Origin of the sequence: Diaphorobacter sp. J5-51 (assembly GCF_001023515.1) — a bacterium.
GTDB classification, from domain to species: domain Bacteria; phylum Pseudomonadota; class Gammaproteobacteria; order Burkholderiales; family Burkholderiaceae_C; genus Diaphorobacter; species Diaphorobacter nitroreducens.
In genome coordinates this window covers 21,970-32,635 of record NZ_JSYI01000003.1, presented here as the reverse complement: position 1 = coordinate 32,635, position 10,666 = coordinate 21,970, and the positions used below count along the sequence as shown (strand labels likewise).

Here is a 10,666-nt window from a genome sequence, read left to right as displayed (position 1 = left end):
CGGCCAACGCGGGCGTCGGCGGGGGATTTTTCAACGGCCTGCTAAGATGGCCCGCATGCGATATCCCTCCCGCTTTTGGGCCGATCTGTCCGCCCGCGACTTTGCCCAGGCGCAGGCCTCGGGCCTGGCCGCGCAGACCGTGGCGGTGCTGCCCGTGGCCGCCGTCGAGCAGCATGGGCCGCACCTGCCGCTGTCGGTCGATGCCACGCTGCTGGCCGGCGTGATCGACGCCGCCTTGCCGCTGCTGAGCGCTGACCTGCCCGTGCTGCTGCTGCCGCCGCAGAACGTGGGCCTGTCCACCGAGCACCTGTCCTACCCCGGCACGCTCACGCTGTCGCCCGCCACGCTGATCGCGCTGTGGACCGAGCTGGGCGCCTGCATCGCGCGCGCGGGGGTGAAGAAGCTCCTGCTGCTCAACGGCCACGGGGGCAACGTGGCGGCCATGGACATCGTGGCGCGCGAGCTGCGCCAGCGCCACGGGCTGCTGGTGTACGGCAGCAGCTGGTTCAACCTGGTGGACGAGGCCACCAACGCACGTGTTGCTGCGCAGGAGCACCGCTTCGGCATCCACGGCGGCGAGATCGAGACGTCCATGATGCTGCACCTGGCGCCCGCCACCGTGCGCATGGAGCATGCGCAGCATTTCCCCTCGACCTCGCAGGACCGCGCGGCGCGCTACGGGCTGCTGGGCAACGGCAAGAGCGCCAAGATGGGCTGGGCCATCGAGGACTACAACCCCGCCGGCGCCGTTGGCAATGCCGCGGCCGCCACTGCCACCCAGGGCCAGGCCATGGTGCAGGCTGCCGCAAGGGGGCTGGCCCAGTTGCTGGGCGAGCTGCATGCGCTGCCGCCCGAGACGGTGGCAAAAATTTAAGCAAAAATCGGCTCTAGCGCTTTTCCATCAAGCGCTAACAGCTCACTTTTCAATAGCAAACGTTCTCAGGCGTGCGTTGCCCAGCCGCGGTGTTCGGGCGTGTCCAGGTGCGGCAGCGTGTTGAAGGTCTGCAGCATCAGGCGTTTGGGGCTGATGCTGAACTCCGTGACCGCGCTGTTGCGGATGCGCATGTTCAGCGCGATCGTGACCTCGGGCGGGGTGCAGAGCACCTCGCCCACGGCGGTGGCGATGGGCCCGCCGCTGGAGACCAGCAGCACGTTGTGTCCCGTGTGCTGGCGCCGTACATGGTCCAGCGCCGCGCGCACCCCGCCAGAGAAATCGTCCCAGCAGGGCATGCCCGCCGGGCTGATGGTGCCCGCCATCCACTGCGCCATGGCATCGCACAGCAGGCGAAAGTGCTGCTTGTACAACTCGGGCGTGTCAGGGCGCGGCAACGGCATGGGATGCACGCAGTGGATCAGCGCATGGCTGTCGTATTCGTTGAGTCCCGGCATCAGCAGGGGCTCGGGCGTGCCCTCCAGCCCTTGCTGGATGCCTTGCAGCGTCTGCGCATGGCGCCGCAGCGTGCCGCACAGCACCGCATCGAACTGCAGCCCGCGCTCGCGCCAGTACGCGCCCAGGCGCACCGCCTGCTCATGGCCGCGCGGGCTGAGCTGGTCATAGTCGTCCGCGCCAAACGAGGCCTGGCCGTGGCGCACGAGGTAGAGGGTTCCCATGGTCTGGAATTGTGGCGAGGCCGCTGCCGCGCGCTTGTCGCGGCTGCGACCGGCGGCGCGCTAGGCGGCAAGCGCCGCCCGCGCCTGCGCCGCCGTGGGCAGCAGGCGGCGCTGCTGCAACTGGCCGAACCATTTGCGGAACATGTCCTCGGTGTCCATGCACGCATGAAAGCCCGCCTGGCGGATCTTCACCGAACTCATGATCACCGGCGGCAGCGGGGCGGCCCTGCCGTGGTTCATCTGGAAGTCGGCGTACGCTGCGCCCTGGCCGATGAAGGCGGTCAGATCGCGCGGCGCCGCCAGCTGGTACTTGTCCACCAGGCGTTCCCACGCGGGCTGCTGGTCGGCCAGCGCGGTGGCCAGCGACTGGGGCTCGGGCTCGCCCACGGGCATGCCCAGCGCGTCGGCGATGGTGGGCCAGACGTTCTGCCAGACGAACACGTCGCCGTTTTCCAGGTTGAAGGTCTCGTTGCGTGCGTTGGGCGATTCGGCCGCCCAGGCGCAGGCCTGGGCGATCAGGTCGGCGTCGATGGCCTGATTCACGCGCGCGGGGCCGCCGGGGTAGGCCAGCGGCAGGCCTTGTTCATGGCGCAGCCAGGCATAGACGCCGATGGCCGGGATGGGGTTCATGTGGCTGCCCGCCGCGTCGCCGAACACGATGCGCGGGCGCATGATGGTGAAGTGCCACGGGCCCTTGGCTTGGCGCTCGCGCAGGAAGTCCTCCTGCAGCCAGTAGAAGTTCTCGTGGGGGTCGCGCGGCCAGCGTTCGCGTGCGGGCACGGCGATCTGCGGGTGGATGTGCACGCCGTAGGCCTTGCCGCCCTGCATGATGGTCACGTGGCGCAGCGCACCGCCCGGGCGGTCCAGCGGCTCGACCACGTTGCGCAGCATTTGCAGGTTGATGCGCATCTGCTCCTGGTCGCGCCAGCCGCCCACGAGGCCCCCGGGCTGCTCATAGACGGCGGCATAGACCACATGGGTGATGTCGTCCCGTGCGCCCAGCGCAGCCTGGCAGGCCGCTGCGTCCTGCAGGTCCAGCTGCAGCGCGGTGGCGCCCGCGGGCAGGGCGATGGCGCGGCGCGCCACGCCCACGGCGCGCCAGCCGGGCAGGGCGGCGAAGTGGCGCAGGCAGGCCTGGCCCACGACGCCGGTGGCGCCCACGACGAGTACGGTGTTCGTCATTTCTTCACCATGGGGCACTTGGACTGCGACAGTGGCAGGAAGGCCTTGTCGCCGGGCACGGTGGCCACGAGCTTGTAGTAGTCCCACGGGTACTTGGACTCGGCCTGCGACTTGACCTCGAACAGGTACATGTCATGCACCATGCGGCCGTCCTCGCGGATGCGGCCGTTCTTGGCGAAGAAGTCGTTGATGGGCGTGGCCTTCATCTTGGCCATGACCTGGGCCGTGTCGTCGGTCTTGGCGGCCTGCACGGCCTTCAGGTAATGCATGGTCGAGGAATAGGCGCCCGCCTGGCTCATGTTGGGCATCTTCTTCATCTTCTCGAAGTAGCGCTTGGACCAGGCGCGCGTCTCGTCGTTCATGTCCCAGTAGAAGCCCTCGGTCAGCATCAGGCCGCCGGCGGTGCGCAGGCCGATGGCGTGGATGTCGTTGATGTACATCAGCAGGCCGGCCAGGGTCTGTTTGTTCTTGCCCGTGGTCAAGCCGAACTCGCGCGCGGCCTTGATGGTGTTCACCGTATCGCCCCCCGCGTTGGCCAGGCCCACGACCTGGGCCTTGCTGTTCTGCGCGCTGATCAGGAACGAGGCGAAGTCGGTCGCCGCGATCGGGTGGCGGGCCGCGCCCAGCACCTTGCCGCCCTGGGCCGTGACCACGGCGCTGGCCTGCTCCTGCAGGCTGTGCCCGAAGGCGTAGGGCCTGTTCACACTATTTTTGCCAGATGCGTTGCGATCAAAAAGGGCCAGGCGCAAGGCGCCAAACGAAGCTGGGGTGCTACCCCAGCGAGGCTTGGCAACGCCGCGAATGGCCCTTTTTGATCGCAACCCGGAGGGAACGGAGTGAGAACCGCGCCATTCGTCGTTGCCCTCCTAGCCAAGGCCCCGGCCTTGGCGTCGTCACGCGCCTAGATTGGCGCGGTTTTCACGCCATTCGCACTGGCAAAAATAGTGTGAACAGGCCCTAGTCGGCGGTGATGAAGAACCAGTCCTTTCCGCCGCGTGCGGTGATGGCGCTGGCCGTTACGTTGGCCAGGGCGTAGGTGTCGTACACGTAGTGCACGGTGCTGGGCATGCACAGGTCGCCCGTGAGGCGGTCCAGGCCGGGGCCGTTGAAGATGACGACCTTCTGCTTTTGCTTGGCCACCTCCAGCACCGCCAGCGCCGGCGCGGAGACGGCCACGTCCATGATGGCGTCCACCTTGCCGGTATCGAACCACTCGCGCGCCTTGCTGGAGGCGATGTCGGCCTTGTTCTGGTGATCGGCCACCACCAGTTCGATCTTCTTGCCCGCTACCTTGCCGCCGAAGTCGTCGATGGCCATCTGGATGGCGGCGGCGCTGCCGGGGCCGGTGATGTCGGCGAACGGACCGTTCAGGTCGGTGAGGATGCCCAGGCGCACCACGTCGTCAGAAATTGCCGTGTCCTGGGCGGTGACGGTGGCCGTGGCGGCCAGCAGGGCAAGGCCCGTGCACAGCGCGCGGCAGGCGCGGGTCAGGGGGCGCGGAGTGAGGTGGACGGGGCGGTTCATGGTTGTCTCCTTCGTTGGTGTGTGTAGGGGGAATCACAGGGTGGCAATGGGGGTCACGGGCGAGCCCACGGCGCCCGGCAGGCGCAGCGGTGGCGCGGTGAGCAGGAAGCGGGTGCGCCCGAGGGCGTGCAGGTGGTCGGCCAGTTCTTTCAGGTACCACAGCTCGCCCAGCGGCAGGCCCAGCTTGAACAGGCAGTGCTCGTGCAGCGGCAGCACGGGGTAGGGCGTACCGTCCTCGGGAACGCGGCGTGGCGGGTGGCGCTCCACGGCGTAGTTGTCGGCGATCAGCGCGGCGATGCCGCTGTCGGTGATCCACTGCAGCAGCTTTTCGTCGCCGCCGTCCAGCGCGGCGCAGCTGTGGTGCAGGCGGTGCGCGTCGGGCTGGCGCTGCATGGACAGCACCAGTTCGGTAAAGCCGGTGCGCAGCAGCAACATGTCGCCGGGCTCCACGCTGGCGCCGCTGCGCTCCATGGCACGCATGAGTTCGTCGTAGCCGATGTCGCGGAAGTCGGTGCCGTAGGCGCGCTCCAGGTCCACCAGCACGCCGCGCCCCTGCATGCCCTTCACGGCCAGGTGCTCCACGCCCAGCGCGCGGGCCACGCTCTCGTCCGGCGCGCGGCCGGCGCAGCACACGGGCTGGTAACGCGCCGCCGCGCCGTCGCCGTCGCGCGTGGGGATGCCATGGTCCTGCGGACCCAGGATGTGCTCGTGGCCGCGGTAGCCGTTGTAGTACACCGTGCGCGGCTGGCCATCGCCGTCGGGGTCGAACAGCGCGCCCACATGCGCCAGCGAGTCCCATTGCGTGGAGTACTGCAACGACAGCAGCACCTGGTCGTCGCTGACCACATCGGTGGCGCCGGGGTACACATGGCCCAGCGGAAAGTTGACGTACGGAATGCCTTCGCGCCGCGTGGGGCGCAGTTGGGGCGGCAGGCGGCGCGCGTTCAGCACGTTGCCGCCGGGGTAGTCCAGCGGCAGCGACAGGCACAGGCTGATGCCCTCGCGCACTTCCTGCACGCCCTTGCGCACCTGTTCCGGGCCTATCAGGTTGGTGCGGCCCAACTGGTCGTCGGGCCCGAAGTCACCCCAGTTGGAGCCGGCGGGGCGTTGTCTCCATCGCATATTGGTGTCTCCAGCGCCGCGGATGGGTGCGGCTTGGAAGCAATGGTGTTGGCGCAGGCAGGGCTGCGTCAAACACCGCGATGAAAGTTTTGTTGGTTGAAATCACCCGCCGGGAAAACCCTGGCGTTCTCTGGCCGGCCTCGTGCGGCGTGTTTTGCAGGTCGAAACCCGCAGTCACTGCCCCATCAGTACCCGGGCGAACAACGCCGCATCCACATTCCCGCCTGTGAGCGGCAGGCCCACGCACTGGCCGCGCAGGGCTTCCCGCTGCTGCAGCGCGGCAGCCAGTGCCGCCGCGCCCGCGCCCTCGGCCACGTTGTGGGTGTCCGTGAACAGCGCGCGCATGGCGGCGGCCACTGCGTCATCGTTGACCTGCACCACCCGGTCCAGTTCAGGCAGCAGCACGGCCAATGCGTCCGGGTCGGCCATGCGCACCGCCAGGCCGTCGGCGATCTGCGTGCTGACGGGCGACGCCACCACATGGCCCGCGGCGAACGAGTCGGCATAGGTGGTGGCGTGGCAGCTCACCACGCCCACCAGGCGCACTCCATGTCCCAATGCCCGCTTGGCCGCCACGGCAGCGCAGGCGCCGGAACCCAGGCCGATGGGCACATAGGCCACATCCATGTGCGGCACGGCGCGCAGGAACTCCCACCAGTAGGTGGCCACGCCGCGCACCAGGTCGGGGTGGTAGCTGGGCACCATGTGGGCGCCGCGTTCGGCGGCCAGCCGCAGAGCGTGCTCGCGGGCGGCCTGGAAGTCGTCGCCGTGTTCCACCAGGTTCACGCCCAGTGCGCGCATGGCCGCGTTCTTCTCCACCGAATTGCCGTGCGGCACGACGATGGTGCAGGCCACGCCATGGCGTCGCGCGGCCCAGCCGATGCTCTGGCCGTGGTTGCCGCGCGTGGCGCTGATGACCTCGCGCGGCAGCTCACCCCGCTGCGCCAGCTGGTCGAAGTACGTCAGGCCGCCGCGGATCTTGAACGCGCCCACCGGGTTGTGGTTCTCGTGCTTGAGCCAGCACTCCGTGCCGAGGCGCTCGCCCAGCAGGCCCCAGCGGTACTGCGGCGTGGGCTGGAACTCCTGGTAGACGGTGCGTGCCGCGGCTTCGATGTCGGCCAGCGTGGGCAGCGGTGCTGCGGCGCGCGTCACAGCCGCACCTCGCCGCGCACGCAGGTGACGGAGTGGCCGCCCACCCAGATCTGCGGGCCGTCCTGCTGCACATGCACGCGCCCGGCGCGGCCCAGCGCCGTACCCTGGCTGGCCACATAGCGGCTGGGCGCCAGGCCCGCGCCGATGAGCCATTGCGCCAGCGCCGCGTTCAGGCTGCCGGTGACGGGGTCTTCCGCCAGACCGTTGTTGCCCGGGAAGAAGGCGCGCACTTCGAACGCGATGCCCTCGGCATCGCTGGCACCCACCACGCCGACCTTGCCGCGCGGCCCCACCACGCCAACGTCCAGCCCGGCCAGTACCGCGCCGTCGGGCCTGAGCCCGAGTACCTGCTCGGCCGAGCGCAGCATCACGCCGCGCCAGTTAGGGCCGTTGTCGCACCAGGCATGCGCCACGATGTCGTCGCGCGCCACGCCCAGGCCGCGTGCGATGAGCTGCACATCGTCCTCGGCCAGCGGGCCGCTCTTGACGAGCGGCGGCGCGGCAAAGGCAAGCTGCTCGCCGTCGCGCCGCAGTGTGACCAGCCCCACGCCGCATTCCTGCACGATGCGCCCCGTGGCGCGCGGCTGGCCGCCGGCCTGCAGCCAGGCGTGGCAGGTGCCCAGCGTGGGGTGGCCGGCAAAGGGCAGCTCGCGCCCGGGGCAGAAGATGCGCACGCGGTAGTCCGCGCCGGCCGCATGCCCTTCAGGCGTGGGCGGCAGCACGAAGGTGGCCTCGGACAGGTTGGTCCAGTTGGTGAACCGCTGCATCTCCTCGGTGGACAGGCCCTCGCCGTCCAGCACCACGGCCAGCGGGTTGCCGAGGTAGGGCGTAGCGGTGAAGACATCGACTTGCTGGAACGGGCGCAGGCGCATGGAACGGCTCCGGTGGTGGTGATAGAGGATGGGGCGGGCATGCGGCGGCGGCGGCACTTGCGCGTGCGCAGGGCTGCAGCCACCTTCCCGCGCGGGAAGGTCAGGGTTTGAAGGGCGTCAGGCCGCTTCGCGGATGGCGGCGGCCAGCGCGGCAATCGCGGTGCGGATCTGGCCCTGCGAGGCCGTCACGAAGGACAGGCGCAGCGTGCGGTCGTCCGGCTGGTCGGCGTAGAAGGCCGCGCCGGGCACGAAGGCCACGTTGCACTCCACCGCGCGCGGCAGCAGTTGCAGCGCGCTCATGCCTTCGGGCAGGCGCAGCCACAGGAACATGCCGCCGTCGGGGCGGTTCCAGGTCACGCCCAGGCCCTGCATCTCCTGCTCCAGCGCAGCCACCATGGCCTGGCACTGCTCCTTGTAGAGCTGGCGGATGGTGGGCACGTGGCGGTCCAGGAAGCCGTTCTTGATGACCTCGGACACCAGGCGCTGGTTGAAGCTGGGCGTGTGCAGGTCGGCCGCCTGCTTGGCCTGCAGCAGCTTGGGGTACATCTGGCGCGGTGCGACGACGTAGCCCAGGCGCAGGCCGGGGGCCAGCACCTTGGAGAACGAACCCATGTAGATGCAGCCCTCGGGGTTGCGCGCCGTCAGGGGTTGGGGGGGCGCCTGGTCGAACCACAGGTCGCCATAGGGGTTGTCTTCCACCAGCGGCAGGTTCAGCGCGGCGGCCTGGGCCACCAGGGCCTCGCGGCGGGCTTCGCTCATGGTGCGGCCCGTGGGGTTCTGGAAGTTGGGCAGCACGTACAGGAAGCGCGCCTTGTCCGCGCCGCTGCCGGCCTTGGCCGCCAGGTCGTCGATCAGCACGCCCTCGCTGTCGCTGGCCACCGACACCACCTGGGGTTCCATGGGCGCGAAGGCCTGCAGCGCGCCCAGGTAGGTGGGCGTTTCCACCAGCACGCGGCTGCCCGCGTCGATGAGCACCTTGCCGATCAGGTCCAGCGCCTGCTGCGATCCGGTGGTGATCAGCACCTGGTCGGGGTGCACGTCCCAGGGCAGGAATGCGGCAATGGCCTCGCGCAGCGGGGTATAGCCCTCACTGGCCGCGTACTGCAGCGCCGATGCGCCGTCGGTGGCCAGCACGGAAGCGGCCGCGGCGGCGAAGGATTCGATTGGGAAGGTCTTGGGCGAAGGCAGCCCGCCGGCCAGGCTGATGATGCCGGGCTTCTCGGTCACCTTCAGGATTTCCCGGATCACCGAGGGGTTCATCTTTTCGGCGCGTGCGGCCAGGGTCCAGTTCGTCATTCGTTTATCTCCAATGGCGCGCTGCTGCGCGCCGTCTATCCACTCAGAAATGCCGTTGTGCGGCGGTGTGCGGCCCTGCGGGTGGGGCAGCGCGCGCAGCATACGGCAACGGCGCACCGCCCGAGGGGCGCGGCGCCGGGTCCAGGGTTTTCACGGGGCGGCGGTTCACCGGCGCACCGGCATGCGCCGCCCCAGGGCCACGGTGGCCAGCACTGCCAGGCCAAACGACACGCTCACCGCGTCCAGCGACTCGCCCAGCAGCGGCACGGCAAACAGCATGCTCATGAACGGCTGGGCCAGTTGCACCTGGCTCACCCGCACCGTGCCGCCCAGGGCCAGGCCGCGGTACCAGGCGAAGAAGCCCAGCCACATCGAAAACACCGCCACGTAGGCAAAACCGCCCCAGGCGGCGGCAGGCACCGCCGCCTGCGGCCATGCCAGCCAGGCCAGCGGCAGCGATACGGGCAGCGACAGCACCAGGGCCCAGCAGATCACCGCATCGGCGCGCATGTGCTGCGCCAGCCGCCCGCCCCAGGCGTAGCCCACGGCGGCGCAGGCCACGGCGGCCATCAGCAGCAGATCGGCCGGATGCAGCGACAGGCCCTGCCGGCCCGAGCGCAGCACCGCGAACACCACCACCAGCGCCGAGCCCAGCAGCGCGCAGGCCCAGAACGCGGCAGACGGCCGCTGGCGGTGCAGCAGCGCGCCCGCGGTGGCGGTCGCCAGCGGCAGCAGGCCGATGATCACGGCCGCGTGCACGGCGCCCACGTAGCGCATGGCGATGGAGGTGAGCAGCGGAAAGCCGAACACCACGCCCAGCGCCGTCACGGCCAGCGGCCACCAGTCGCCGCGCCGCGGCAATGGCGCGCGCTGCCACAGCAGCAGCGCGGCCGACAGCAGCCCGGCCACTGCCGCGCGGCCCATGGCCAGGAACAGGCCGGACATCAGCGGTGCCTCGGGCGTGCCGACGGCCAGGCGCGTCATGGGCAGGGTGAGCGCGAAGATCGCCACGCCCAGCAAGCCCAGCAGCAGGCCGCGTGATTCCGAATCACCCCCTGAGTCGCTTCGCGCCTTCCCCCTCCAGGGGGACGCCGCCGGTGGCCTGGCCAAGCCAGCTCCACGGCGTCCGCTGGCTTGGCCTGCTCCGCGGCCTTTCGACCAATGAGGATGCGCCGGTCTCATGCGGCCACCATCCACAGCGCCGTGGCCAGCAGCACCACCGCCATGGCGCGGTTGAACCACAGCAGGCGCTGTCCGTGGGCCAGCCAGTGGCGCAGCAGCGCACCCGTGGCCGCGTAGGTGAAGTTGCTGGTCAGTGCGAAGAAGGCCATTGCCGGCAGCACCACGGCCATGCGCTGCAGGCTGTCGTCGCGCCCGATGACCCAGCCGGCCACGATGGTCAGCGCGAGCAGCCAGGCCTTGATGTTCACGAACTGCAGCGCCACGCCCTGCCAGAAGCCCACCGACAGGCGTGCCGCATCGGCCTCGGACAGACGGCCCGTGTTCGACAGCTTGAACGCGAGCCACAGCAGGTAGCCGATGCCCAGGGCCTTGATGGCCCAGCGCAGCGCCGGCACCGCCACCACCACCGCACCCAGCCCGGCGGCGCACAGCACCAGCAGCAGGCTCCAGCCCACGGGCACCGCCACCACGAAGCGCATGGCGGCGGGCAGGCCGCGGTTGGCGGCCAGCGCGGTGGAGAGGGTGGTGTTGGGCCCGGGGGTAAAGCTCATGGCGGTGGCCAGCACCAGCAGGGCGGTGAATTCAACCAGGGGCATGGGTGGGGTCCATCGTTGGGAATGAAGTTATGCGATGCACTGTAGGGGCAAAGTCCATTACAGTACCAATACAGTCAAACCCCACAATTTCATGCACTGTATCGGCAATTGCATTGGCACAGTGCCGGC

Annotated in this window: 9 protein-coding genes and 2 pseudogenes; 1 reads left to right on the top strand and 10 read right to left on the bottom strand. The window is 69.7% G+C overall.

Annotation, left to right across the window (positions count from 1 at the left end):
* The first annotated feature begins 46 nt into the window (after positions 1 to 46).
* A complete protein-coding gene (locus tag OX89_RS00780) occupies positions 47 to 874 on the top strand; it encodes a creatininase family protein (protein WP_047349196.1) in 828 nt (275 codons plus the stop codon).
* A gap of 65 nt (positions 875 to 939) precedes the next feature.
* Here the strand turns inward: OX89_RS00780 and OX89_RS00775 are convergent, their stop codons facing one another.
* The 10 genes and pseudogenes from OX89_RS00775 to OX89_RS00730 form a co-directional block, all read right to left on the bottom strand.
* Positions 940 to 1,611 carry a histidine phosphatase family protein gene (locus OX89_RS00775; protein WP_047349195.1) on the bottom strand — a complete coding sequence of 224 codons (672 nt, stop codon included), beginning with the start codon at positions 1,609 to 1,611 and terminating at the stop codon, positions 940 to 942.
* Positions 1,612 to 1,671: 60 nt separating this feature from the next.
* Positions 1,672 to 2,793 carry an SDR family oxidoreductase gene (locus OX89_RS00770; protein WP_047349194.1) on the bottom strand — a complete coding sequence of 374 codons (1,122 nt, stop codon included), beginning with the start codon at positions 2,791 to 2,793 and terminating at the stop codon, positions 1,672 to 1,674.
* Positions 2,790 to 3,485: pseudogene (locus OX89_RS00765) on the bottom strand (ABC transporter substrate-binding protein); the annotation flags it as partial. The gene OX89_RS00770 and the pseudogene OX89_RS00765, both read right to left, overlap by 4 nt.
* Before the next feature lie 268 nt (positions 3,486 to 3,753).
* Positions 3,754 to 4,317: pseudogene (locus OX89_RS00760) on the bottom strand (ABC transporter substrate-binding protein); the annotation flags it as partial.
* Between the two features lie 33 nt (positions 4,318 to 4,350).
* Entirely contained in the window at positions 4,351 to 5,439 is a 1,089-nt protein-coding gene (locus OX89_RS00755) for a cyclase family protein (RefSeq protein WP_047349198.1), read from the bottom strand.
* A 174-nt stretch (positions 5,440 to 5,613) separates the two neighbouring features.
* Positions 5,614 to 6,591, bottom strand: a complete 978-nt coding sequence (locus tag OX89_RS00750; protein WP_047349193.1) for a threonine dehydratase — start codon at positions 6,589 to 6,591, stop codon at positions 5,614 to 5,616.
* Positions 6,588 to 7,463: a PhzF family phenazine biosynthesis protein gene (locus OX89_RS00745; RefSeq protein ID WP_015914380.1), complete on the bottom strand. Its 876-nt coding sequence runs from the start codon at positions 7,461 to 7,463 to the stop codon at positions 6,588 to 6,590. Before OX89_RS00745 ends, OX89_RS00750 begins: the two co-directional genes overlap by 4 nt.
* Before the next feature lie 117 nt (positions 7,464 to 7,580).
* Positions 7,581 to 8,759, bottom strand: a complete 1,179-nt coding sequence (locus OX89_RS00740) for a PLP-dependent aminotransferase family protein (protein ID WP_199856183.1) — start codon at positions 8,757 to 8,759, stop codon at positions 7,581 to 7,583.
* Between the two features lie 165 nt (positions 8,760 to 8,924).
* Positions 8,925 to 9,869 carry a DMT family transporter gene (locus OX89_RS00735; RefSeq protein WP_047349191.1) on the bottom strand — a complete coding sequence of 315 codons (945 nt, stop codon included), beginning with the start codon at positions 9,867 to 9,869 and terminating at the stop codon, positions 8,925 to 8,927.
* Positions 9,870 to 9,937: 68 nt separating this feature from the next.
* Entirely contained in the window at positions 9,938 to 10,537 is a 600-nt protein-coding gene (locus tag OX89_RS00730; RefSeq protein ID WP_011806930.1) for a LysE family translocator, read from the bottom strand.
* Between the last annotated feature and the right edge of the window lie 129 nt (positions 10,538 to 10,666).

Excerpts from the sequence above, each read along its gene's own strand:
- OX89_RS00730 (WP_011806930.1), bottom strand. The coding sequence starts at position 10,537 with ATGCCCCTGGTTGAATTCACCGCCCTGCTGGTGCTGGCCACCGCCATG.
- OX89_RS00780 (WP_047349196.1), top strand. The coding sequence starts at position 47 with ATGGCCCGCATGCGATATCCCTCCCGCTTTTGGGCCGATCTGTCCGCC.
- OX89_RS00755 (WP_047349198.1), bottom strand. The coding sequence starts at position 5,439 with ATGCGATGGAGACAACGCCCCGCCGGCTCCAACTGGGGTGACTTCGGG.
- OX89_RS00770 (WP_047349194.1), bottom strand. The coding sequence starts at position 2,793 with ATGACGAACACCGTACTCGTCGTGGGCGCCACCGGCGTCGTGGGCCAG.
- OX89_RS00775 (WP_047349195.1), bottom strand. The coding sequence starts at position 1,611 with ATGGGAACCCTCTACCTCGTGCGCCACGGCCAGGCCTCGTTTGGCGCG.
- OX89_RS00745 (WP_015914380.1), bottom strand. The coding sequence starts at position 7,463 with ATGCGCCTGCGCCCGTTCCAGCAAGTCGATGTCTTCACCGCTACGCCC.
- OX89_RS00740 (WP_199856183.1), bottom strand. The coding sequence starts at position 8,759 with ATGACGAACTGGACCCTGGCCGCACGCGCCGAAAAGATGAACCCCTCG.